At 71.7% G+C, this 23,354-nt stretch carries 23 protein-coding genes; 10 read left to right on the forward strand and 13 right to left on the reverse strand.

Annotated features, from left to right (window positions below; all coding sequences use genetic code 11):
* Positions 1-9: 9 nt before the first annotated feature.
* The 3 genes from BUS84_RS18830 to fdxA are packed head-to-tail and all read right to left on the reverse strand — an operon-like array spanning position 10 to position 2,482.
* A complete protein-coding gene (locus tag BUS84_RS18830; protein ID WP_074314311.1) occupies positions 10-1,038 on the reverse strand; it encodes a prephenate dehydrogenase in 1,029 nt (342 codons plus the stop codon).
* Positions 1,039-1,052: 14 nt separating this feature from the next.
* Positions 1,053-2,159 carry a succinyldiaminopimelate transaminase gene (dapC, locus tag BUS84_RS18835; protein ID WP_280175166.1) on the reverse strand — a complete coding sequence of 369 codons (1,107 nt, stop codon included), beginning with the start codon at positions 2,157-2,159 and terminating at the stop codon, positions 1,053-1,055.
* The gene (gene fdxA / locus BUS84_RS18840) at positions 2,156-2,482 is read right to left on the reverse strand and encodes a ferredoxin (protein WP_007464872.1); all 327 of its coding nucleotides are present in this window, start codon (positions 2,480-2,482) and stop codon (positions 2,156-2,158) included. Before fdxA ends, dapC begins: the two co-directional genes overlap by 4 nt.
* 79 nt (positions 2,483-2,561) lie before the next feature.
* Between fdxA and BUS84_RS18845 the strand changes: the two genes are divergently transcribed.
* Positions 2,562-3,599 (forward strand): GNAT family N-acetyltransferase, encoded by a 1,038-nt coding sequence (locus BUS84_RS18845; protein WP_074314315.1) that lies wholly within the window; start codon positions 2,562-2,564, stop codon positions 3,597-3,599.
* A 155-nt stretch (positions 3,600-3,754) separates the two neighbouring features.
* On the opposite strand, the gene BUS84_RS18850 is transcribed toward BUS84_RS18845, so the two are convergent.
* The 3 genes from BUS84_RS18850 to mshB all read right to left on the reverse strand — a co-directional run bounded on the left by BUS84_RS18850 (position 3,755) and on the right by mshB (position 5,679).
* Positions 3,755-4,219, reverse strand: coding sequence for a hypothetical protein (locus BUS84_RS18850; RefSeq protein WP_074314316.1), 465 nt, complete (start codon positions 4,217-4,219; stop codon positions 3,755-3,757).
* 81 nt (positions 4,220-4,300) lie between these two features.
* Positions 4,301-4,735: a hypothetical protein gene (locus BUS84_RS18855; protein ID WP_074318925.1), complete on the reverse strand. Its 435-nt coding sequence runs from the start codon at positions 4,733-4,735 to the stop codon at positions 4,301-4,303.
* Positions 4,736-4,752: 17 nt separating this feature from the next.
* The gene (gene mshB / locus BUS84_RS18860; RefSeq protein WP_208869695.1) at positions 4,753-5,679 is read right to left on the reverse strand and encodes an N-acetyl-1-D-myo-inositol-2-amino-2-deoxy-alpha-D-glucopyranoside deacetylase; all 927 of its coding nucleotides are present in this window, start codon (positions 5,677-5,679) and stop codon (positions 4,753-4,755) included.
* 86 nt (positions 5,680-5,765) lie between these two features.
* Here mshB and BUS84_RS18865 point away from each other — a divergent pair, with 86 nt between their 5' ends.
* Entirely contained in the window at positions 5,766-7,910 is a 2,145-nt protein-coding gene (locus BUS84_RS18865) for a S9 family peptidase (protein ID WP_074314319.1), read from the forward strand.
* A gap of 112 nt (positions 7,911-8,022) precedes the next feature.
* Here the strand turns inward: BUS84_RS18865 and BUS84_RS18870 are convergent, their stop codons facing one another.
* The 5 genes from BUS84_RS18870 to BUS84_RS18890 form a co-directional block, all read right to left on the reverse strand.
* Positions 8,023-9,765 (reverse strand): ABC transporter substrate-binding protein, encoded by a 1,743-nt coding sequence (locus BUS84_RS18870; protein ID WP_074314321.1) that lies wholly within the window; start codon positions 9,763-9,765, stop codon positions 8,023-8,025.
* A 154-nt stretch (positions 9,766-9,919) separates the two neighbouring features.
* Positions 9,920-10,906: an ABC transporter permease gene (locus BUS84_RS18875; protein ID WP_074314322.1), complete on the reverse strand. Its 987-nt coding sequence runs from the start codon at positions 10,904-10,906 to the stop codon at positions 9,920-9,922.
* A gap of 9 nt (positions 10,907-10,915) precedes the next feature.
* Positions 10,916-11,923 carry an ABC transporter permease gene (locus BUS84_RS18880; RefSeq protein ID WP_074314324.1) on the reverse strand — a complete coding sequence of 336 codons (1,008 nt, stop codon included), beginning with the start codon at positions 11,921-11,923 and terminating at the stop codon, positions 10,916-10,918.
* Complete coding sequence (locus tag BUS84_RS18885) at positions 11,920-12,954, reverse strand: ABC transporter ATP-binding protein (protein WP_143728459.1); 1,035 nt, start codon at positions 12,952-12,954, stop codon at positions 11,920-11,922. The genes BUS84_RS18880 and BUS84_RS18885 overlap by 4 nt, the downstream gene beginning before the upstream one ends.
* Complete coding sequence (locus BUS84_RS18890; RefSeq protein ID WP_084757801.1) at positions 12,951-14,024, reverse strand: ABC transporter ATP-binding protein; 1,074 nt, start codon at positions 14,022-14,024, stop codon at positions 12,951-12,953. The genes BUS84_RS18885 and BUS84_RS18890 overlap by 4 nt, the downstream gene beginning before the upstream one ends.
* Positions 14,025-14,487: 463 nt before the next feature.
* Between BUS84_RS18890 and BUS84_RS40040 the strand changes: the two genes are divergently transcribed.
* The 6 genes from BUS84_RS40040 to BUS84_RS18920 all read left to right on the forward strand — a co-directional run bounded on the left by BUS84_RS40040 (position 14,488) and on the right by BUS84_RS18920 (position 21,590).
* Positions 14,488-14,637, forward strand: a complete 150-nt coding sequence (locus tag BUS84_RS40040) for a hypothetical protein (RefSeq protein WP_244298639.1) — start codon at positions 14,488-14,490, stop codon at positions 14,635-14,637.
* A gap of 33 nt (positions 14,638-14,670) precedes the next feature.
* Entirely contained in the window at positions 14,671-16,107 is a 1,437-nt protein-coding gene (locus BUS84_RS18900; protein WP_074314330.1) for a TldD/PmbA family protein, read from the forward strand.
* Positions 16,104-17,516 (forward strand): TldD/PmbA family protein, encoded by a 1,413-nt coding sequence (locus tag BUS84_RS18905; protein WP_074314332.1) that lies wholly within the window; start codon positions 16,104-16,106, stop codon positions 17,514-17,516. The genes BUS84_RS18900 and BUS84_RS18905 overlap by 4 nt, the downstream gene beginning before the upstream one ends.
* 263 nt (positions 17,517-17,779) lie before the next feature.
* Complete coding sequence (locus BUS84_RS18910; RefSeq protein WP_074314334.1) at positions 17,780-18,586, forward strand: hypothetical protein; 807 nt, start codon at positions 17,780-17,782, stop codon at positions 18,584-18,586.
* An 11-nt stretch (positions 18,587-18,597) separates the two neighbouring features.
* Positions 18,598-20,526, forward strand: coding sequence for a fumarate reductase/succinate dehydrogenase flavoprotein subunit (locus BUS84_RS18915; protein WP_074314336.1), 1,929 nt, complete (start codon positions 18,598-18,600; stop codon positions 20,524-20,526).
* On the forward strand, positions 20,523-21,590 hold the full coding sequence (locus BUS84_RS18920; RefSeq protein WP_074314338.1) for a succinate dehydrogenase/fumarate reductase iron-sulfur subunit: 1,068 nt from the start codon (positions 20,523-20,525) through the stop codon (positions 21,588-21,590). The genes BUS84_RS18915 and BUS84_RS18920 overlap by 4 nt, the downstream gene beginning before the upstream one ends.
* Before the next feature lie 108 nt (positions 21,591-21,698).
* Here the strand turns inward: BUS84_RS18920 and BUS84_RS18925 are convergent, their stop codons facing one another.
* The gene (locus BUS84_RS18925) at positions 21,699-22,154 is read right to left on the reverse strand and encodes a (deoxy)nucleoside triphosphate pyrophosphohydrolase (protein ID WP_074314340.1); all 456 of its coding nucleotides are present in this window, start codon (positions 22,152-22,154) and stop codon (positions 21,699-21,701) included.
* Positions 22,155-22,337: 183 nt separating this feature from the next.
* Between BUS84_RS18925 and BUS84_RS18930 the strand changes: the two genes are divergently transcribed.
* A complete protein-coding gene (locus tag BUS84_RS18930) occupies positions 22,338-22,646 on the forward strand; it encodes a 4a-hydroxytetrahydrobiopterin dehydratase (protein WP_074314342.1) in 309 nt (102 codons plus the stop codon).
* 129 nt (positions 22,647-22,775) lie between these two features.
* Positions 22,776-23,099: a hypothetical protein gene (locus tag BUS84_RS18935; protein WP_074314344.1), complete on the forward strand. Its 324-nt coding sequence runs from the start codon at positions 22,776-22,778 to the stop codon at positions 23,097-23,099.
* Positions 23,100-23,166: 67 nt separating this feature from the next.
* Here the strand turns inward: BUS84_RS18935 and BUS84_RS18940 are convergent, their stop codons facing one another.
* Positions 23,167-23,316: a VOC family protein gene (locus BUS84_RS18940; protein ID WP_244298641.1), complete on the reverse strand. Its 150-nt coding sequence runs from the start codon at positions 23,314-23,316 to the stop codon at positions 23,167-23,169.
* Positions 23,317-23,354: the final 38 nt, after the last annotated feature.

Raw genomic sequence — 23,354 nt, forward strand, 5'->3', positions numbered from 1 at the left:
CCCCTGAGCCTAGTCAGCCAACGGACACCATGCCGTGTAGGAGACCGTCGTCGCGTCAACCTGGCACCCGGTCAGGTGCCCACCCTCCTCGCCCAGCCCTCGCAGCCAGCTCACCTCGGCGGCATGGTCGCCATCGGTGCGGAACTCCCGGTCCCGCCCGGCGTACCGGGGGTCGAGCAGCGCGGACCGGGCTGCGGCGGCCTCCGCGTACCGAGCGGTGAGCGCCGCCGCGTCACCGGCCCTAAGCGCGGCCGCCAGCTCGCCCAGGAATGCGCTCACCTCGGCCAACTCGTCCAGCACCCGGGCCCGGTTGCCGAGCAGCATGTTCGCGGTCCGCTCCGCCGGGGTGCCGGCGACCCGGGTGCCGTCCCGGAAGCTGCCCGCGGCGAGCGCCAGCACCGCGTCGCGCACCGGCGCCCGCTGCACCGCCCCGGCCAACGCCCCGGCCAGCAGGTGCGGTACGTGCGAGGCGAGCGCGGCCGCCGAGTCGTGCGCCGGCGCGGACATCGGCACCACCCGGGCGCCGAACAGCTCCACCAGCAGCCCGGTCAGCCAGCGGAAGGCGTGCGTCGCCGCGGCCGGTGCCGGGCAGAGCACCCAGGCGGCGCCGGCCAGCAGCGTCGTGGAGGCGGCGGTCAGGCCGGCGGACTCCGCGCCGGCCATCGGGTGCCCGGGCACGAACCGGTCGGTGAGCCCGAGCCGGTCGGCCGCCTCGGCCACGTCGACCTTGGTGCTACCGACGTCGGTGAGCACACAGCCCGGCGCGGTCGCGGCGGCGACCCGGGCCAGCGTCCGGGGCAGGGTGGGCAGCGGGCCGCCGAGGAAGACCACGTCCCGGCCGGCCACGGCCTGCTCGATCGTGTCCGGCGTAACCAGACCCGCAGCCCGGGCCCGCTCGCGGGTCGCCGGGTCGGGATCCCAACCGGCCACGTCCAGGCCGGCGTCGGCCAGGCGCAGCAGCACCGAGCCGCCGATCAGGCCGGTGCCGACCACCGCCGCCCGCACTCCGGCGTACCGCCCGGTCGCGTCGCCGGTCATCACCGGGCCCCGGGTCAGGCCCGCAGCCGGCCGGCGACCGCGGCGACGTGCTCGTCGGACTCGGTCAGCGCCACCCGGACGTGCTGGTTCGCGGTGGGACCGTAGAAGACGCCGGCTGCGACCAGGATGCCGCGCCGGGCCAGCCAGTCGACCGTCTGCCAGCAGTCCTCACCACGGGTGAGCCAGAGGTAGAGGCCGGCCTCCGAGTGCTCGACCGTGAAGCCGGCGCCGGTGAACGCGGCGGTCAGCACCTCACGCCGGGCGCGGTACCGCTCCCGCTGCTCGTCGGCGTGCCGCTGGTCCTGCAGAGCGGCCACCATGGCCGCCTGCACGGGAGCGGGCACGATCATGCCGGCGTGCTTACGGACCTTCAGCAGTTCGGCGACGAGCGCCGGGTCGCCGGCCACGAAGCCGGCGCGGTAGCCGGCGAGGTTGGACCGCTTGGAGAGCGAGTGCACGGCGAGCACCCCGTCGTAGCTGCCGCCGCTGACCTGCGGCGACAGCACCGAGACCGGCTCGGCCGACCAGCCGAGCGGCAGGTAGCACTCATCGCTGGCCACCACCGCGCCGCGTTCCCGGCCCCAGTCGACCACCTTACGCAGGTGCGCCGCGGGCAGCACCCGGCCGGTCGGGTTGCCGGGCGAGTTGACCCAGACCAGCCGGACCCGGGAGGTCGGCCCGACCGCGGTGAGCGAGTCGGCGCGGACCACGGTGGCTCCGGCCAGCCGCGCCCCGGCCTCGTACGTGGGGTACGCGACCGACGGCACCACCACCACGTCACCCGGACCGATGCCGAGCAGGGTGGGCAGCCAGGCGACCAGTTCCTTGGAGCCGATGGTCGGCAGCACGCCGAGGCCATCGACCCCGGCGCCACAGGCCCGGGCGACCCACGCCGCGATCGCGTCCCGCAACGCCGGGGTGCCGGCGGTCAACGGGTAGCCGGGAGCGTCGGACGCGTCGGCCAGCGCCCGCCGGATCACCTCGGGCACCGGGTCGACCGGCGTGCCCATGGAAAGGTTGATCAGGCCCTCCGGGTGCGCCGCGGCCAGGGTGGCCGCGGCGGCCAGGGTGTCCCAGGTGTATTCGGGCAGCCGCGACGAGACCGGCGCGGGCCTGTTCAGTGGCCCTCGCCGCGCGGCGGCTGCGCGGCGACGAACGTGGCGTCCTTCTCCACCTTGCCGATCTTCGAGGCGCCCCCGGGCGAGCCCAGGTCCTCGAAGAACTCGTAGTTGGCGCCGGTGTAGTCCTTCCACTGCTCCGGGACGTCGTCCTCGTAGAAGATCGCCTCCACCGGGCAGACGGGCTCACAGGCACCACAGTCGACGCACTCGTCGGGGTGGATGTAGAGCATCCGGTTGCCCTCGTAAATGCAGTCGACCGGGCATTCCTCGATACATGCCTTGTCGAGCACATCCACGCACGGCTCGGCGATGATGTAGGTCACCGGTCTTCTCCTCCGCAAGACACGCCGCGATCTCCCGCGACGGTTAGAGCCTAGTATCTCGCCGGGGAGGGGGTCGATCGTGCTCCGACAGCAGGATGTGGGACACCGGATCGTGGTCCGCCGGATTGTGGGGATTCGCGAAGGCCGCCCGCTCTTCTCGGATGCCCTCGGCGAGCTGGTGGAGCTGAGCGAGACTCATCTCACGTTGGCCACCGCGCAGGGCCAGGTGCGGGTTCCGGTGGCGCAGGTGCACCGGGCCAAGCGGGTGCCACCGACCCGCCGACCGACCGCCGCAGCGGTGGTGGCGCTCGAGCGGGCCGCCGACGAGGCCTGGCCGGCACCGACGCGGGGCCGACTCGGCGACTGGCTGCTCCGGGCCGCCGACGGCTGGACCGGACGGGCCAACTCGGCACTGCCGATCGGCGACCCGGACCGGCCGCTGCCGGCGGCGGTGGACGCGGTCGAGCGCTGGTACGCCGAGCAGGGCCAACCGGCGCTGATCAACACGCCGCTGCCGCTCGCCGCGCCGGTCGGCGCCGAGCTGGACACCCGGGGCTGGGGCAGCCGGCCGCCGACGCTGGTGCAGACCGCGCGCCTCCCCCTGTCGGCACCGTCGGGCGCCGGCCGGACGCCCCGATCCGGATCGCCGACCACCGCGGGTAGCGCCGACGAACAGCCCGGCGTTGCCGACGTGGCGGCACTCGACCATGCCGACGTGGTGATCGAACTGGCCGAGGCGCCGAGCGAGGCGTGGCTGGCCGTCGCCGCTGGTCGCAAGGGCGGCCTCCCGGACGCCGCCCGGCACGTGCTCACCGCCGTGGACCAGGTCCGCTTCGCCCACGGGTACGCCGACGGCACGCTAATGGCGATCGGCCGGGGCACGGTGACGGGGCAGGGCCGCTGGCTCGGGCTCAGCCTGATCGAGGTGCTGCCGGCCGCACGGCGGCAGGGGCTGGCCCGCCGCGTGATCGACGCGCTGGCCGGCTGGGGCGGCGGTGTCGGCGCGACGCACGCCTTCCTCCAGGTGGAGCAGCACAACGCGGCGGCGGTCGCGCTCTACCAGCGGCTCGGCTTCACGACCCACCACACCTACCTGACCCGGGTCGCCCCGGGCTGACCCCGGCTGCCACGCAGCGATGATCAACTCGACATCCCCGATGTCGGGGTATCCGGTCCCGGGATACCGCCGGATCGGCGAAGGCGAGTTGATCAAGCGCCGCGCTCCCCCGGCCGGCCCAGCGGCGGGTCGGGCCGGCGGCCGTCAGCGGCGGGTCAGCGGCGGACGACCCGGCGCGGCTTGGCGGCCTTGACCTCGGCGTACCGCTTGAGCTGCTGGGAGCGGTGGTCGAGCCCGAGCGCGGTGAGCACCAGGTACCCGATCAGCACCCCGGCGCCGCTGGCGAGCAGGTAGAGCCAGATCTGGGCGAAGAACGTGCCCGCCCCGCCGGCGAACGGGTTGTGCCCGACGAGCAGCGGCCCGACCAGCACGGTCAGGGCCATCGCCACCAGCACCGCGACGGTCACGTCGGCCGCCCACGCGGCCAGCGGCCGACGGCGCCCCCAGCGGAAGGCGACCACGGCCAGGATCAGCCCGATCACCACGAACATCGCCAGCGACACCCGGTCGGCGACGGTGTCGTCACCGTCGAAGCCGAGCCGAATGATCAGCCGGGCGACCACGTTGACCGCGAACAGCGCTCCCGCGAGCACCCCGACGTCACGCCACCGTCCGTCCATCGCACGACCTCCTGCCGTACGCCCCGTTGCGGGGCTCCATCCCTGGCACGAATATTTACCACCCGTACCTGGGTGGCGTCATCAGCCGCCGAGGGTGGGCGGAGGGGCGAGGATCTGCCGGAAGCCCATCACCGCGAAGGTCATCGCGCCGGCCACGATCATGGCCAGGCCGACCCAGTTGTCGCCGGCCAGCAGCAGGTCGCCCTCGCTGGTCCGGACGGCGGCCACCGCCATCAGCACGAACCACGGCACCGCGGGCAGCGCCACCGCCCACCGGCGGCCGACCACCTCGTGCGCGAACCAGCTCAGCGCGATGTTGGCCCCGACTGCGAGCAGCGCCGACACGCCGATCAACTGGCCGCCGACCCGGACCGTGGAGAGCAGCAGCTCCAGCACCCCGGTCAGCACCCCGGCCACCACCACGACGATCGCGCCGGCCAGCCGCAGGCCCAGGTCCAGCAGGCGCGGCGGCGGCCCTGCCGGGGGCGGGGCGTCCTGGCCTTCCACGAGCGGCATCGGAGCGGCGGGCAGGGTCACCGGAGACCGGCCCCGGCGACCGAGAGCCGGTCCGGGGCACTCCCCTCGGGCAGCCCGGCGAAGAGGTCGTCCTCCCAGCGGTACGGGCCGGCGCCGGGGCCCTTGTCGCCGACCGCGAGCGTGAAGTACTCCACGCCCATGAACTCGCCGCCGAAGTTGCCGGCGATCGAGTAGAGCCAGGAGGTGGCCGGGATCTGCGTAGCGTGCGCCCGCATCGCGGCCTCCTTCGCGGTGTGCTGGTCCGTGGCGTCGATCCGGGCGGCGATCTGGTCGTCCGGGGTGCCGAAGGGCAGGTCGGCGATGTCCTCGATGCCGGCGAACGGGTTGTCCGAGGACTCGGCGAAGTGCGTCATGCCGGCCTCCAGCACGCTGCGCGGCATGGCCGTCCAGTAGACCTTGGCGGGGGCGCAGCCCTCGGCGGCCGCCAGCTCGACGGCGCGCATCGCCACCCGGTGCGCCTGGATGTGGTCGGGGTGGCCGTAGAAGCCGTTCGGGTCGTACGTGATCATCACCTGCGGACGGAGCTCCCGCATGATCTCCACCAGGTGCCCGGCGGCCTCGTCCAGGTCGGCCTGCCAGAAGGCGCGGGGGTGGTCGTTGGTCGCGAGCCCCATCATCCCCGAGTCGCGGTAGCGGCCGGCGCCGCCGAGGAAGCGGTGATCGGTGACGCCGAGCGCGGCGCACGCGGCGGCCAGCTCGGCGATCCGGTACCCGCCGAGCTGGTCGGCCTCGGCGGCGGCGAGCTGGGCCAGCGCCGGTACGTGGATCTCGCCCTCCTCGCCGAGGGTGCAGGTCACCAGCGTGACGTGCGCGCCGGTGGCGGCGTAGTGGGCCATCGTCGCGCCGGTGCCGATCGACTCGTCGTCGGGGTGCGCGTGGACCAGCAGCAGGCGGCGGTCGGGCAGCGTCGTCACGACGGTCACTCTAACTGGCGGTTCCGGCCGGCGGCCGTCGACGCGTCCGCCCAGGTCGGCCACATCACGCCCGGCACGCCTCTACGATTTGGCCTGTGGACTTTCCGGAGCTGGCCGCCCGCACCCGCCGGTTCAGCCACGGCGCGCCGCGCGCTGTCTCCGTGGCCGAGGACGGCTCCCGAGTGATCTTCCTGCGCTCCGCCGGCCCGGAGGATCCGGCGGACGCGCTCTGGCTGCTGGACGTGGCCACCGCCGAGGAGCGGCTGGTCGCCGACCCGGCCACCCTGCTGGGCGCCGACGGCGACTCCCGGGCGCTCTCCCCCGGCGAGCGGGCGCTGCGTGAGCGGCTGCGGCTCAGCGCCGCCGGCATCGGCTCGTACGCGCTGGACGCCGCCGGTCGGGTGGCGGTGTTCGCGCTGGCCGGCCGGCTGTTCCGGGCCGACCTGGTGCACGGCGACGTGGTGGAGGTGGCCGCCGTCGGACCGGTGCTCGATCCACGGCCGGACCCGACCGGGCAACGACTGGCGTACGTGACCGACGCGGCCGAGGGCGTCCGCCGGGGCGAGCTGCGGGTGGTCGACGCCGACGGCACCGACACCCTGCTGGCCGGCGAGGACGCCGGGGTGAGCTGGGGGTTGGCCGAGCACATCGCGGCCGAGGAGTTCGGGCGGTTCCGGGGCTACTGGTGGGCGCCGGACGGCGGCTCGGTGCTCGCGGCCCGGGTCGACGAGTCCCGGCTGGACCGCTGGCACCTGCACGACCCGGCCGAGCCGGCGAGCCCGCCGACCGCCGTCGCGTACCCGCGGGCGGGTGGGCCGAACGCGGAGGTCAGCCTGCACCTGCTGGACCTGGACGACGGCTGGGTCGACGTGCACTGGGACCGGGAGACCTACCCGTACCTGACCGGGGTCTGCTGGGCCGAGGGCAGCCCCCTGATCACCGTGCTGCGCCGCTCGCAGCAGCACGGGCTGGTGCTCGCGGTGGACCCGCGGACCGGTGAGACGCAGGTGCACGCCGAACTGGCCGATCCGCGCTGGGTCGAACCGATCGCCGGCACACCGGCGCACCTACCGGACGGCCGGGTGCTGGTCGGTGGCGAGCTGGCCCACGACGGGTACGACGCGCGGTGCCTGTTCGCCGACGGCACCCTGCTCACCCCGCCGTCGCTGTACGTGCGGCGGGTGGTGGGTCGCCTGCCTGCCGGCACCGGCCCGGCCGACCTGCTGGTGGAGGCGAGCGACGGCGAGCCGAGCGAGCGGCACCTGTTCCGGGTCCGCACCACCATCGGCGGCGGGGTGGACGCCCGTCGGCTCACCACCGACTCCGGCTGGCACACCGCCGCCGTCGGCGGGGACGTGCTGGTGGTCGGGGTCGCGTCGCTGGACCACGCCGGGATGCGGTGGACGGTCCACCGCGGCGATCAGGAACTTGCCGAGCTGCGGTCGCTGGCCGCCACCCCGCCGTACTCTCCGCTGCCGCTGTTGGAACGGGTGACCGACCGGCGGCTGCCGGCGGCGGTGCTCTACCCGGACAACCACGTGACGGGCCGGCGGCTGCCCGTGCTGCTGGACATCTACGGCGGTCCGGGGCACCAGGAGGTGGTGGCCGCCCGGGCCGCCTGGCTGGAGCGTCAGTGGTGGGCCGACGCCGGGTTCGCGGTGGTCACCATCGACAACCGGGGTACGCCGGGAGTGGCCCCGTCGTTCGAGAAGGCGATCCATCGGCGGGTGGCCGACGTGATCCTGACCGACCAGGTGGACGCGCTGACCGCGCTCGCCGGCAAGCACCCTGACCTGGACCTGGGCCGGGTGGGCGTACGCGGCTGGTCGTTCGGGGGCTGGTTGGCCGGGCTGGCGGTGCTGCGCCACCCGGAGCTGTTCCGGTGCGGGATCGCCGGCGCCCCGGTGACCGACTGGGCGCTGTACGACACCGCGTACACCGAGCGCTACCTCGGGATGCCGGAGGACGGGGCGGACATCTACGCGCACCACTCGCTGGTCGAGCTGGCCGCCGAGCCGGTCACCGGCCCGGACCAGGCCCGGCCGTTGCTGCTGGTGCACGGCCTGGCCGACGACAACGTGGTGGCCGCGCACACGCTCCGGCTCTCCGCGGCCCTGCTGAACACCGGCCGGCCGCACGCCGTGCTGCCGCTGACCGGCGCCACCCACATGGCCGCGAACGGCACGGCCGAACGCCTGCTCCCACTCGAACTCGACTTCCTCCGCACCCACCTGCTCTGAAAGGAAGCCTTTTAACGCCTGAGGTAGAGGAAGGGCCCCTTCTCAACGACGCTGTCAAGAAGGGGCCCTTGCTTACCGGGTGAGGGGTGGCCTCGACCGGGTGGTGTAGCTGTTACGGCTTGACGTACGCGTTCACGAACGACGAGTAGCCGAAGACGCTGGAGATGAAGACCCCGCCGACCTTGGACCCGTGCACGTTGTAGGCCACGTCGACGAAGAGCGGCACCACCGGGGCGTGCTCCTTCATGATCCGCTCGTCGAGCTTGGCCCACTCCGGGCCCTGGTCGGCCGGGGGCATGGCCAGGATGCGGTCCATCTCGGCGTTGATCGTCGGGTCGTTGAAGTACGACTGGTTGCTGTTGCCCTCGGCCTTGATGGTGCGGCCGTCGTAGAGCACCGGCAGGATCGAGGCGCCACTCGGCCAGTCCGCCGCCCAGTTACCGATGTACAGGTCCCAGGGGTTGTCCTTCTTCTTGATCTCGTCCAGCTTCGCGTCGTCCGAGATGTTCCGCAGCGTGATCTTGAAGCCGGCCCGCTCCAGGTTGGCCTTGAGCTGGGCACCCTCCTGCTGCTCGGTCGTGTTGTCGGCGACACCGAGGACCAGCTCCGGCGTCTGCCCGCCGAGCAGCTCCTTGACCTTGGCCATGTCGCCGTTGGGGCCCGCCGGGTACGCCTCGTACGCCTTGTAGCCGATGGTGGCCGGCGGCATGAGCGTGGTCAGCGGCGCGGCGACGGTCTGCCCGCCGAGCGCCTTGATCAGGCCCTCCCGGTCGATGGCGTAGTTGAGCGCCTGCCGGATCTTGAGGTCCTTGACCCGCTGGTTGTTGATGACCAACTGGTTGGCGCTGGGGGTCGGCGAGAGGATGCTGCGCGACTTCAGCGAGGCGTCCCCGGCCACCCGGGCGACCAGCGAGGCGGGCACGGCATTGAAGGCGTGCGCGCTCTGGTCGGCGCCGTTGTCGGCGATCACCCGGTTGTTGGCGGCGTCCGCCGTCGGGCCGAAGCTCCACACGAACTGGTCCGGGTACTGGTGCCGGACCGGGTCGGTGTTCGGGTCCCAGTTGGGGTTGCGGTCCAGGGTGATCTGCACGCCGGTCTGGTTCTTGGCGATCTTGTAGGGCCCGGAGGAGAACGGCTGCTTGTCCAGGTTGACGCCGGTGTCCTTGTCCGGGGGCAGCGGCGCCGTGGTCGGCAGCGAGACCGCGAACGGCAGGTCACAGCGGGGCTTGGCGAACTCGAAGCGCAGCGTCTTGTCATCCGGCGTGCTCAGGCCCGGCGGCAGCGACGTCTTGTTCTTCTTGAAGTCCCACTTGGTGTCGAACTCCGGGCTGTCGGCCAGCCACTCCTGGATGTAGGTCGGGCCGCCGGAGAGGTCGGGATCGAAGGAGCGGGCGATGCCGTACGCGATCTCCTTGGAGGTGATCGGGCGACCGTCCTCGAACTTCACCCCGTCCTTGATCTTGAATTCCCAGACCTTGCAGTCCTTGTTGACATTGGTGCCCGGCGTCTCGGCCAGGTCGCCGACGAGAACCAGGCCGCCCTTGCCGTCGTCCTTCCAGGTGGTCAGGTAACGGGCGAAGAGCGGGTTCGCCATCAGACCCGCGAACGAGTACGTCCGCTGCGGGTCCAGGTGGGAGATGGGCGTCTCCCGGATGATGGTGAGCGTGCCGCCCTTCTGGGCGCCGCTCACCTCGGCGGCAGGGCCCTGGGAGTCCTTGGGGTCGGTCGCGATGACCCCGCTCTGCTGCCGGTTCGTGTCCACCGTGGTGCCCTCGCCCGTGTTCTCCGAGCACGCACCCAATGCCACAACCAGAGCGATCGCGCCGCCTGCGGCGGCCGCCACGCGTGGTCGCATGAAGTACCTCCTTCATCAATGTGCCGTGCGGTCCGTCGGGGCGAGAACCGCCGACGTCTCGAGGATCGTAAAGAAGAAAACCTACGAATTGTGTAACAGTTGTCGATAAATTTCGCCGCCGACCGGGTGGTGGACACCCAGAACGACGACCGGTTCAGCGCAGCCGGACCCGGGGGTCGATCGCCGCGTAGAGCAGGTCGACCAGCACGTTCGCCAGCACCACGAAGACGGCCGAGATCAGCACGGTGGCCATGATGGTGGGCAGGTCGCCGGAGCGCACCGCGTCCACCGCCGTGCGACCCAGCCCCTGGATGCCGAAGGTGGTCTCGGTGATGACGGTGCCGCCGAGCGCACCACCGACGTCCAGGCCGGCGATCGTCACCACCGGCGTGATTGCCGCGCGCAACGCATGTCGCCCGTACACCGCGGGTTTGGCCAGGCCCTTGGCCCGCGCGGTGCGGACGAAGTCCTCCGACAGCGTCTCCAGCATCTGCGCCCGGGACAGCCGGGCGTAGATGGCCGAGAAGAGGAAGGCCAGCGCGACCCAGGCCAGCACCAGACCACTGGCCCACTTCGCCGGATTGTCGAAGATCGAGGTGTAGCTCGGCACCGGCAGCAACCGCAGGTTGTAGACGAACACCAGCAGCAGCACCGCGCCCACGAAGTAGAGCTGCAACGAGGCGCCGGTGAGCGAGAAGCCGATGGCGGCCCGGTCCAGCCAGGTGCCCCGGCGCAGCGCGGAGACCATGCCCAGACCCACCCCCAGCAGCAGCCAGAGGATCGCCGCCGGGATCACGATGCTCAGCGTCACCGGCAGCACCCGGGCGATGGTGTCCGAGACCGCCTCGTTGGTGACGTACGACCAGCCCAGGCAGGGCGCGTCACAGCGGCCGCCCTGGGCGCTGCCCAGGTCGCGCCCGGTCACGATGCCCTTCATGTAGCCGGCGTACTGGCTGATCAGCGGGTCGTTGAGGCCTAGCTCGGTCCGGACCCGCTCCAGCCGCTCCGGGTTGCAGTTCTTCGGGCACATGCCGGTGACCGGGTCACGCGGCAGGGCGAAGAACATCAGGAAGGTCAGCACGCTCACCGCGAACAGGGTCAGCGTGGCGGAGAAGAGCCGCTTGATCAGGAATCGCGCCATGGGAAACCCCTACCGGGACGACTTCGGGTCGAGCGCGTCACGCAACGCGTCGCCGAAGAGGTTGAAGGCGAACACCAGCGCGAAGATCGTGATGCCCGGGAAGAACACGTACGCCGGGTCGGTCTGGAGGAAGTCCAGACTGCGGTAGATCATCCGGCCGAAGCTCGGCGTCTCGTCGCTGAGGCCGACGCCGATGAACGACAGCGCGGCCTCGCTGGTGATGAACTGCGGCACCGCCAGGGAGAACGAGACCAGGATCGGCGCCCAGATGTTCGGCAGCAACTGCCGGAAGAGCATGTGCCCCAGCCCGGCGCCGCTGGCCTTGGCCGCTTCCACGAATTCCCGCTCGCGCAGCGCGATCACCTGCCCGCGGACCAGCCTGGCCGTGCTGGTCCAGCCGAAGACGGCGAAGACGGCGATCAGCACGCCCACTCCGAAAGCAGACGACACCTGCCCCCGCTCGCCGTAGAAGCGCAGCGTCAGGGTGGGGGTGAGCGCCAGCGCGATGATCAGGAACGGCATGGCCAGGGTCAGGTCGGTGATCCAGTTGATGACCGCGTCGAGCCAGCCACCGAGGTAGCCGGCGAGAGCGCCGAGCACGACGCCGATCGTCGCGGTGATCACGGCCGCGGCGAACGCGATGAAGAGCGAGGTCCGCAGCCCGTAGATCAGCCGGATGAAGATGTCCCGGCCCAGCCCCGGCTCCAGGCCGAACCAGTGCTCCCCGTTGACGCCGCCGACGTAGCCCAGCGGCATGCCGAAGCCGTCTAGCAGGCTCTGGAACTGCTCACGTGGGCCGATCCCGTAGACCATCTCGATCAGCGGAGCAGCGAGCCCCAGCAGCATGAAGAAGATCAGCAGCACCCCGCTGACCATGGCCGTCCGGTCGCGCCGCAGCCGGAGCCAGGCGAGCTGACCGGGCGAGCGACCGACGACACCCTTGGCCGCGGGCCCGCCCGCGTCCGCGCTGGACTCGATCTCGGCCAGCGCCACACCCTCCACCGGGGACAGGCTCACGGCGACACCTCCTCGACGATCGCGTCGGCAGCATCCCCTTCGGGGCTCGTGCTGGCCGCCTCCACCTCAGGGAAGTGACACGCGGCGGCCTGGTTGCCGCCGTCGCGCGGCACCAGCGCCGGCTCCTGGGTGGCGCAGATGTCCTGCGCCTTCCAGCACCGGGTGCGGAACCGGCAGCCCGACGGCGGGTCGAGCGGGGTGGGCACGTCTCCGGTCAACCGGATCCGGCCCCCCGGGCCGAGGCGGGTGACGTCCGGGATCGCCGAGAGCAGCGCCCGGGTGTACGGGTGCTGCGGGCGCTCGTAGATGTCCGCCCGGTCACCGATCTCCACGATCCGTCCCAGGTACATCACCGCGACCCGCTGACAGAAGTGCCGGACCACGGCCAGGTCGTGGGCGATGAACACGAACGCCAGGCCGAGGTCCCGTTGCAGATCCCGGAGCAGGTTGACCACCTGCGCCTGGATCGAGACGTCCAACGCGGAGACCGGCTCGTCGGCGACGATCAGCTTGGGCCGCAGGGCCAGCGCCCGGGCGATGCCGATGCGCTGGCGTTGGCCACCGGAGAACTCGTGCGGGTACCGGTTGTAGTGCTCCGGGTTCAGCCCGACCAGTTCCAGCAGCTCCTGCACCCGGGCCTTGATCCCGCCCGGCGGCTTGATCCCGTTGACCTGAAGGGGCATCGCCACGATGCGGCCCACGGTGTGCCGGGGGTTCAGGGAGGCGTACGGGTCCTGGAAGATGATCTGAAGGTCCTGGCGCAGCGGGCGCAGCTCGCGCCGGCCGGCGTGCGTGATGTCCCGCCCGGCGAACTCGATGCTGCCGGCGGTCGGCTCCAGCAGCCGCACCAGCATTCGACCGGTGGTGGTCTTGCCGCAGCCGGACTCCCCCACCAGGCCGAGCGTCTCGCCCGGGCGCACGTCGAAGTCGAGCCCGTCCACCGCCTGCACCAGGCCGGTGGAGCGCAACCCCTGGCGTACCGGGAAATGCTTGGTCAGGCCGCGTACCCGCAGCAGTGGCTGATCGCTCATCGGGCCACCCCCACGGATGCGATGTCCTCGGCGTAGAGCGTGGTGCGCTCCTCGGCGGTCAGGTGGCAGGCGACCAGGTGGCCGTCCGCGCCGGCTGAGCCGGTTACGCCCGCCGGGCGCAGCTCGGGCACCTCGGTGCGGGCCCGGTCGCCGGGGCGGTCCGCGTACCGGCAGCGCGGGTGGAAGGCGCAGCCGGGCGGCAGGTTGATCAGGCTGGGCGGGTTGCCCCGGATCGGCAGCAGGTCCGCGTCCGCGTCGCCGTGCAGCGACGGCACGCTGGAGAGCAACCCCCAGGTGTACGGGTGCTGCGGCGAGCGGAGCACCTGCTCGACACTGCCCCGCTCCACGGCTCGTCCGCCGTACATCACCAGCACCTCGTCGGCGACCTGGCCGACCACGCCGAGGTCGTGCGTGATCAGGATGATCGCGGAGTGGAACTCGGCCTGGAGGTCGGCGAGCAGGTCCAGGATCTGCGCCTGCACGGTGACGTCCAGCGCGGTGGTCGGCTCGTCGGCGATCAGCAGGGCCGGATCGTTGACCAGCGACATGGCGATCATCGCCCGCTGGCGCATGCCGCCGGAGAACTCGTGCGGATACTGGTCGAAGCGGCGCACCGGCTGCGGGATGCCGACCCGGTCCAGCATGTCCACCGCCCGCTGGCGGGCCTCTCGCCGGCCGGCCTCCGGGTGGTGCACCCGGTACGCCTCGGCGATCTGCCGGCCCACCGTGTAGTACGGGTGCAGCGCGGAGAGCGGGTCCTGGAAGATCATCGCCATGTCGCGGCCGCGCAGCCGGCGCACCTCCTCGTCTCCGAGGCCCACCAACTGCCGACCGCCGACGGAGATCTCGCCGGTGATGGTCGTCCGCTTGGGGTCGTGCAGGCCGAGGATGGCCAGCGAGGTGACGCTCTTGCCGGAGCCGGACTCGCCGACGATGCCGAGGGTGCGACCCCGCTCGACGGCGAACGACACTCCGTCGACCGCGCGCACCACGCCGTCCTCGGTGTCGAACCGGACCCGCAGGTCGGTCACCCGCAGGTAGGCGTCCTGGTCGGAACGCTGCACCGGCACGGTGGGACGGTCGTCCGGTTCCCCGGACGGCGCCGGATCCGAGCTGTCCACGGCCGCCTCCCTCAGTGACGAAGAGAACTTACAGGAAAGTCCCGAGGGTGAAAATAAGCTACAAAGTCGGCACCTGTCAGCGGGCCCGAGCGTAACGAGTCGGCATCGGCCTTGAACACCCCTCACCTCGCCATTCATGGCCATTCATGCCGCGCTCACACGCCACGTGCGACGTCGGTGGCGCGACCTCAGCTGCAATGGGCAGGTGGTACCTGCCGAGATTCTTGGCCACCGACTGCCCTGGACCGAGTCGGATCACCTCGCCCTCGATGTCACGGCGTGCCGGATCGAACTCCTCGACGGCGGACTACTCGTCGGCCCTCCGCCGACAGTCCGGCACCAGGCGATCGTCGGCCCCCTGGCAACGGCGTTGGAGCCCGGGTGCGTAGCGGCAGATCGCACCCTGCTCCCGGTGATCAACCTACGGCTCGACGCCACGCGGATCCTCTACCGCCGGCAGGGTAGCCATTACACCGAGCAGTCCGAGACCAGGCCAGGTGATGTACTCGCGCTCACTGAGCCGGTGCGGGCCACCATCCGGCCGGAGGATCTGCTCGCCTGACGGGCGTCGGCCGGCTGGCCTAGGGTCGGTCGCATGACCGAGTTCGACGCGGCCGCCGCCGCTGTGCAGGCCGCCCTCGACGCGGGCGCCCGGTACGCCGACGCGCGCGTGATGCACCGCCGCTACGAGTCGATGACCGCGCGCAACGGTGACGTGGAGGAGCTGACCCAGGACGAGAGCATCGGGATCGGCGTCCGGGCGCTGGTCGGGGCGAGCTGGGGCTTCCACGCCGTACCCGATCTCTCCGACGCGGCCGCCCGCGACGCCGGCCGGCGCGCGGCCCGGATCGCCACGGCGAGCGCGCGGGTTCCCGGCCCGCCGGTCGACCTGGTGCCGGTCGAGGCGGTCACCGCGAGCTGGGCCTCGGGCTGCCAGATCGATCCGCTCGGGGTGCCCCTGTCGGACAAGGGCGACCTGCTGGTCGGCGCGACCCGCACGATGGCCGAGCACGGCGCCGACCTGGCCGAGGGGCTCTACCAGATCTGGGACACCGCCAAGTGGTTCGTGTCCAGCGAGGGCCACCGGATCGACCAGCGGATCCGCGAGTGTGGTGGCGGCATCTCGGCCACCTCGATCGGTGACGGCGAGACGCAGCGCCGCTCCTGGCCCAGCTACCGGGGGCAGTACGGCACCACCGGTTGGGAGCTGGTCGAGTCGCTGGACCTGGCCGCCCACGCCGCGCAGATCGCCGAGGAGTCCCGGGCGCTGCTCACCGCGCCGCCCTGCCCCGCCGGCGAGACGGATCTGATCCTCGGCGGCGAGCAGTTGGCCCTGCAGATCCACGAGTCGGTCGGGCACGCCATCGAGCTGGACCGGATCCTCGGCTGGGAGGCCGCGTTCGCCGGCACGTCCTGGCTGGACCTGGCCCAGCTCGGCTCGCTGCGCTACGGCTCCGAGCTGATGAACGTCACCATCGACCCGACCATCCCGGGCGCGCTGGGCAGTTTCGGCTTCGACGACGAGGGCTCCCCGGCGGTCAAGCGGGACGCGGTCCGCGACGGGCGGTGGGTGGGCGTGCTCGCCGGCCGGGATTCGGCCGCCATGGCCAGCCTCGACTACGGCGGCAGCGTACGCGCCGACGGGTGGGCCCGGCTGCCGATGGTGCGGATGACCAACGTGGGCCTGGAACCCGGCCCACACACGCTGGACGAGATCATCGCGGCCACCGACGACGGGGTGCTGATGGACCTCAACCGATCCTGGTCGATCGACGACAAGCGCCTCAACTTCCAGTTCGGCTGCGAGATCGGCTGGGAGATCAAGAAGGGTCGGCGGGGGCGGATGCTGCGCAACCCCACCTACACCGGTATCGGCCCGCTCTTCTGGCGCTCGATGGACATGCTCTCCGGCGAGACGGTGCCGTGGGGGACGCCCAACTGCGGCAAGGGCCAACCCGGCCAGACCGGGCACACCGGCCATCCGGCAGCGCCGGCGCGCTTCCGTAACGTCCGGGTGGGGGTGTCGGCATGAGGCCGGGTGACCCCACGGAGCTGGAGCTGGCCGGGCAGGTCATCGAGCTGGTCCGGCGCCTCGGCGGCCCGGCCGCGCAGGCCGAGGCGGTGGTGACCCGCGCCGACCTGGCGCTGACCCGGTTCGCCAACTCGGCCATCCACCAGAACGTCGCCGAGTCGACCGTCGGAATCCGGCTGCGGGTGCACGTCGACGGGCGGACCGCCGCTGGCAGCGGCAGCGTCGTCACCGCCGACGGGTTGCGCACGCTGGTCGAGCGCACCCTGGCCGCGGCACGGCTCTGCCCGCCCGACCCGGGCTGGCCGGGGCTGGCCCCGCCCACGCCCGCGCCGCTCGCCCCGCCCGTGGACGAGGCCACGGCGCACGCCGAGCCGGATCAGCGGGCCGACCGGGTGCGGGCGTTCGTGGCCGCCGCCGGGGGTCTCAGCACGGCGGGCTACTGCCGCACCGCGCACCGTTCGTCGGCGTTCGCCAACTCGGCCGGGCACACCGCGCACGGCCGCTTCGTGGAGGCGGCGATGGACGGCATCGCCCGCCAGGGCGGCGCGGACGGGGTGGCCCGGCGCTGCGCCGATCGGCTGTCCGACATCGACGGTGCCGAGCTGGGCGGGCACGCCGCGGCGAAGGCCCAGGCCGCGGCCGACCCGATCGAGCTGCCGCCGGGGCGCTACGAGGTGGTGTTCGAGCCGGCCGCCGTGGCGGACCTGCTGCAAAACCTGTCCTGGTACGGCTTCAACGGCAAGCGGTACGCCGAGCGGCAGTCCTTCGCCGAGCCGGGGGCGGACCAGTTCGACCGGGCGGTGACCCTGGTGGACGACCCGCTGGGCGCGTCGGGGCTGCCGTTCGACGCCGAGGGCACCGGCCGGCGGGCGCTGACCCTGGTCGAGGCGGGCACCACCCGCGCGGTGGCGCACGACCGGCGCACCGCCGCCGAGGCGGGCGCGGAGTCCACCGGGCACGCGGTCGCGGGCGGGGCCACCTGGGGGCCGATGGCCCGCAACCTGCGCCTGTCCGGCGCGGCGGCCGGCCCCGCCAGCGCGGTGGGCCGGAGCACCACCGGCACGGCGGCCGGCGCCGTGGTCGACTCGGACACCGCCGCGCTGATCGCCGGCGTACGCCGAGGGCTGCTGGTCACCGACCTCTGGTACACCCGCGTGCTCGACCCGAAGAGTCTCGTCGTCACCGGGTTGACCCGCAACGGCGTCTGGCTGGTCGAGGACGGCACGGTCGTGCGGGCGGTCCGCGATCTGCGGTTCACCGAGTCGTACCCGCGAGCGCTCGGGCCGGGCGCGGTGCTCGGGCTGGGCGCGCGGCCGGTACGCCAACCGGACCGGGTGGACGGTGCCTGGTGGGCGGCGCCGCCGGTGCGACTGGCCTCCTGGCACTTCACCGGGGGTGCCTCCGGCTGAGCGTGCCCGGGGGTAGTGACTTTCTCAACAACCGCGCCATCGATCGCCGTACCAGGGCTTTTCCGCAGGTCAGACACACGGGACGGTCCCTTGCGCGGACGGCTCGTAGAGATCGGCGTAACGTGTGTCACTTAGCTGCGCCGGTCGATCCGGCGGGGTTGTTGGTGTGCGCATGACGTGGCAGCGGGTGCGGGTTCGCCGGTCCGCGTGCCGACCGGAGAAGATCAGCCCGCCCGTACGGGCCCGTCGAGGAGACGACTCGAATGACATCAACGGCAACGAGGCCGCGGGGAGCGCGGGCGCGCGCCGCCATCGCGGCGAAGACGTTGCGTACCGACCGCTGGTGGTTCGCCCCGCTGATCACCGTGATCGGGCTCAGCGCCTGGATCGCGTACGCGACGGTCCGGGTGTTCATGCACAAGTGGTACTGGGTCGACGAGTTTCACTACCTGACCCCGTTCTACTCGCCCTGCGTCACCGAGCGGTGTGTGGAGGGGGCCTCGCACTTCGGCCGGTTCCTGCCGGGCTGGTGGATCATCCCGGACGCCGCGCTGACCCTGCCGTTCCTGCTCCTGTTCCGGCTCACCTGCTACTACTACCGCAAGGCGTACTACCGGTCGTTCTGGCTGTCCCCGCCGGCCTGCGCCGTGCCGGACGGTCACGCCGAGTACGGCGGTGAGACCCGCTTCCCGCTGCTCGGCCAGAACCTGCACCGCTACTTCTTCTACGCCGCCGCGATCATCTCGCTGATCAACACCTGGGACGCGATCCTCGCCTTCCACTCGCCGAAGGGCTTCGGCTTCGGGCTGGGCAACATCGTCCTGCTGGTCAACGTGGTGATGCTCTGGGCGTACACCATCTCCTGCCACTCCTGCCGGCACATCATCGGCGGGCGACTCAAGCATTTCTCCAAGCATCCGGTGCGCTACCAGGCCTGGACCTTCATCTCGGCGTTGAACGTCCGGCACATGCAGCTCGCCTGGATCACCCTCGGCACGCTCGCGCTGACGGACTTCTACATCATGGCGATCGCCGCGGACTGGTTCCCCGACCTGCGGTTCATCAACTAAAGGGCCCCGACATGACCACTACCACGCGAATCGAACGACACCACTACGACGTCGTCGTGATCGGGGCCGGCGGCGCCGGCCTGCGCGCGGCGATCGAGGCCCGGCTCGCCGGCAAGAAGACCGCGATCATCTCCAAGTCGCTCTTCGGCAAGGCGCACACGGTGATGGCCGAGGGCGGCGCCGCCGCCGCGATGGGCAACGTGAACAGCCGGGACAGCTGGCAGGTGCACTTCCGCGACACCATGCGCGGCGGCAAGTTCCTCAACAACTTCCGAATGGCCGAGCTGCACGCGAAGGAGTCGCCGCAGCGGATCTGGGAGCTGGAGACGTACGGTGCGCTCTTCGACCGCACCAAGGACGGCAAGATCTCCCAGCGCAACTTCGGCGGCCACGAGTACCCCCGCTTGGCGCACGTCGGCGACCGGACCGGCCTGGAGCTGATCCGCACCCTCCAGCAGAAGATCGTCTCGCTCCAGCAGGAGGACCACCGGGAGTTCGGCTCGTACGACGCCCGGATCAAGGTGTTCTCCGAGACCACCATCACCGAGCTGCTGCTCGACGGCGACCGGATCGCCGGCGCGTTCGGCTACTACCGGGAGTCCGGGGAGTTCGTCCTGTTCGAGGCGCCGGCCGTGGTGCTGGCGACCGGCGGCGTCGGGCGCTCCTACAAGGTCACCTCGAACTCGTGGGAGTACACCGGGGACGGACACGCGCTGGCACTGCGCGCCGGGGGGACTCTGATCAACATGGAGTTCCTCCAGTTCCACCCGACCGGCATGGTCTGGCCGCCCTCGGTGAAGGGCATCCTGGTCACCGAATCGGTACGCGGCGACGGCGGCGTGTTGAAGAACTCCGACGGCAAGCGGTTCATGTTCGACTACGTCCCCGACGTCTTCCGCAAGCAGTACGCGGAGACCGAGGAGGAGGCGGACCGCTGGTACACCGACCCGGACAACAACCGGCGCCCGCCGGAGCTGCTGCCCCGCGACGAGGTGGCCCGCGCGATCAACAGCGAGGTCAAGGCCGGTCGGGGGTCCCCCGCCGGCGGCGTCTTCCTGGACATCGCCAGCCGGCGCTCGGCCGACGAGATCCGCCGGCGGCTGCCCTCGATGTACCACCAGTTCAAGGAACTGGCCGACGTCGACATCACCGCCGAGCCGATGGAGGTCGGGCCGACCTGCCACTACGTGATGGGCGGCGTCGAGGTGGACCCGGACTCCGGTGCCGCCTTCGGCCACGTACGCGGGCTCTTCGCCGCCGGTGAGGTCTCCGGCGGTATGCACGGCTCCAACCGGCTGGGCGGCAACTCCCTGTCCGACCTGCTGGTCTTCGGCAAGCGGGCGGGTGGGCACGCGGCCAGCTACGCCGACGGGCTGGCTGGCCGGCCGAAGGTGGCCGTGGACGCGGTCGAGGCCGCGGTGGAGACGGCGCTGGCCCCGCTGCAGCGGGACACCGGCGAGAGCCCGTACACCCTGCAGCAGGACCTCCAGGCGGTGATGGGGGATCTGGTCGGGATCATCCGGCGGGAGGGCGAGCTGGCCGATGCTCTGGGCCGGCTGGCGGAGCTGCGCGAGCGGGTGGCCAAGGTGAGCGCGGCCGGCGGCCGGCGCTACAACCCCGGCTGGCACCTGGCACTGGACCTGCGCAACATGCTGGTGGTCTCGGAGTGCACCGCGAAGGCGGCGCTGGAGCGGCAGGAGTCGCGCGGCGGGCACACCCGCGAGGACTACCCGGCGATGGAGCCGAAGTGGCGGCAGGTGAACCTGGTCTGCGCGCTGAACGGCGACACCGTGCAGCTGACCCGCAAGCCGCTGCCGAAGATGCGGCCGGAGCTGATCAGCCTCTTCGACCGGGCGGAGCTGGCCAAGTACCTCACCGACGAGGAGCTCGCCGATTTCGACGCCCTCGTCGCCGACGCTGGAGAGGCGGACAACCGATGAGCGCGAAGCGTCAGTTCCGGATCTGGCGGGGCGACGAGACGGGCGGGGACCTGCAGGACTACATGGTCGAGGTGAACGAGGGCGAGGTCGTCCTCGACGTCATCCACCGTTTGCAGGCGACCGACGCGCCCGACCTCGCGTGCCGGTGGAACTGCAAGGCCGGCAAGTGCGGCTCCTGCTCCATGGAGATCAACGGCAAGCCGCGGCTGGGCTGCATGACCCGGATGTCGACCTTCGGTGACGAGGAGACCGTCACGGTCACCCCGCTGCGCACCTTCCCGGTGATCCGGGACCTGGTCACCGACGTCTCGTTCAACTACGAGAAGGCCCGGGAGACGCCGGCGTTCGCCCCGCCGGCCGACGTGGCCCCGGGCGACTACCGGATGCAGCAGGTCGACGTCGAGCGCTCGCAGGAGTTCCGCAAGTGCATCGAGTGCTTCCTGTGCCAGACCGTCTGCCACGTGATCCGCGACCACGAGGAGAACAAGCAGGCGTTCTCCGGGCCGCGGTACTTCATCCGGGCGGCCGAGCTGGACATGCACCCGCTGGACGCCCGGACCGACCGCAAGGAGTACGCGCAGGCCGAACAGGGCCTCGGCTTCTGCAACATCACCAAGTGCTGCACCGAGGTCTGCCCGGAGCACATCAAGATCACTGACAACGGGATCATCCCCATGAAGGAACGGGTCGTCGACCGCAGGTACGATCCCCTTGTGTGGCTTGGTAGCAAGATCTTCCGCCGGGGCGAGACGCCCCAGACCAGCGTGACCACCGCCCGTCAGGGCTCGGCGACACCGCCGAGTACGAGCCGGGGCGGGACGCACTCGCACGCGGGTGGTTCGCACGACCCGCAGGCCGAGGAGCAGGCGCAGAGCGGCGTCAACTGGCACCGGGAGGTGCCGCACCCGACCGCTCCGGCGGTCGACGACCGGGGCAGGCTGCCGCTGACCGAGCTCACCTTCGACCGGGCCGCCGCGCCGTCGCCGTTCGGTGACGACGTGACCTTCCCGCTGCCTCCGGAGCACCTCAACTTCGCGCACCCGGAGCAGGACAACAAGCACTGAGCACGACCACCAGGACGGGGGCTCGCCGGCATCGCCGGGGCCCCCGTCCCCCATGTCAGCGTTGATCATGGGGTTGGCGGGTACTCGACGAGCCCGCCCACCCTGTGATCAGCGGGCCGGTGGCCGGGGATCCGCGAGCAGGGGGCGGAGCGCGGCGACGATGGGAGCGTCGGCGGGGAGCCAGGTGACCGAGTCCAGCTCGTCGGCGGAGAGCCAGCGAAGCGCCGAGTGCTCCAGCGCCTGCGGCTGATCGTCGTGCAGCAGCCGGGCGGCGTACACCTTGAGCACCGAGCGGCCGTGCGCCATCCGCACGTTGCGGCCGACCCGGTCGCCGATCTCCACGCGTACGGCCAGCTCCTCGACGCATTCCCGGACCAGCGCGTCGGTCTCGGCCTCCCCCGGCTCGACCTTTCCGCCGGGAAACTCCCACATCCCCGCCACCTCGGGCGGGGCGGAGCGGGCACAGGCGAGCACCCGCCCGTCCCGGATGATCGCCGCTCCCACGATCACCTTCAGGTCCCGTCGTTCAGCCTGCCCGCCACCATTAGCCCGTTCGGTCCGCACGGGCGTCCAGGGTGCCAGATCAATCGGCGGTTTGGGTACCGTCGCCGTCCGCTAGGCCAACAGAACACGGAAGTGTGGGCGTGGACACCCCTTCCGAGCGACGACAAACTAGAGGGCACCGACAAGACACGGGATGGCGACGATTTGGCCACAAGCCGGCAACGGCGCTTGGGGGGTGCGGTTATGCGCGTGCTGTTCAACAGCCGGGCCAAGCACGACTACCTTTCCGACGCGTTGACCCTGCTCTCAGGTTGGACGCGTGAAGGCGAGCAGATCCGACGGACTCTCGAGATCGACGATACCCAACACGCGGCGTTGACCGAACGGGTGAAGGTCGTCGCCGACGCGCTGCGTCTGCGCCCCGAGATCAGCCGCCGGGCAGACAGTACCCAGATCCGGGTCGGGCACGGTAACGGCGAGCCGCTGACCGAGGGCGAGGTCCTGCTGGCGGCCCGGATCGAGGACGCCTACCGCGCGGTCACCGAGTCCTGACCGCTCGCTGCGAAGTTCTGAGAATTCTGAGGTTTTCCTGAAAAGCACCCGGGTATCGATTCGGCGCGGTAGCGGACAACATGCCGCAACCAACTCAAATCTCTGATACCTCGCTTTTCAGGAGCTGACATGACCACCCCCATCCAGAACCGCGGCACCGACCACGTCGAGCACACCGGCCAGCACGACATTCGCCGCGTGCACCGCCACGGCGACGAGACCAAGCCGTCCTGGAAGACCACCGAGCTGGCGGTCTACCTGCTGGCCGTCATCGGGGTCCTGATCGCCTCGAACGCCGTCGGCGACGGCGCCGCCAACAACGGTGGCGACTACTTCGCCGCCGACAAGGCCTGGTGGTACATCACCCTGCTGACCATCGGTTACCTGGTCAGCCGCGGCCTGGCCAAGTCCGGCACCCGCAGCGCCGACCACGACCCGCGCAGCGACCACTGACGTACGCCGGAAGCCCCGCGCTTCCCGTTTCTCGGACGGGAACCGCGGGGCTTCCGCGTGGTCGGGCTCATCCGTCGGCGCGGGCGTCCTGCGGGTACCAGCGCAGCTCCACCGAGTTGCCGTCCGGGTCCCGCACGTAGATCGAGGTCGCCGAGCCGCGGGCACCGAACCGGTCGACCGGCCCGGTCAGCACCGTGAAGAGACCCGAGTCGATCACCTGCGCCCAGTCACCCGACCTCCACGGAACCGGAGTCG

It is taken from the genome of Micromonospora cremea, from assembly GCF_900143515.1.
Taxonomy (GTDB): Bacteria; Actinomycetota; Actinomycetes; order Mycobacteriales; family Micromonosporaceae; genus Micromonospora; species Micromonospora cremea.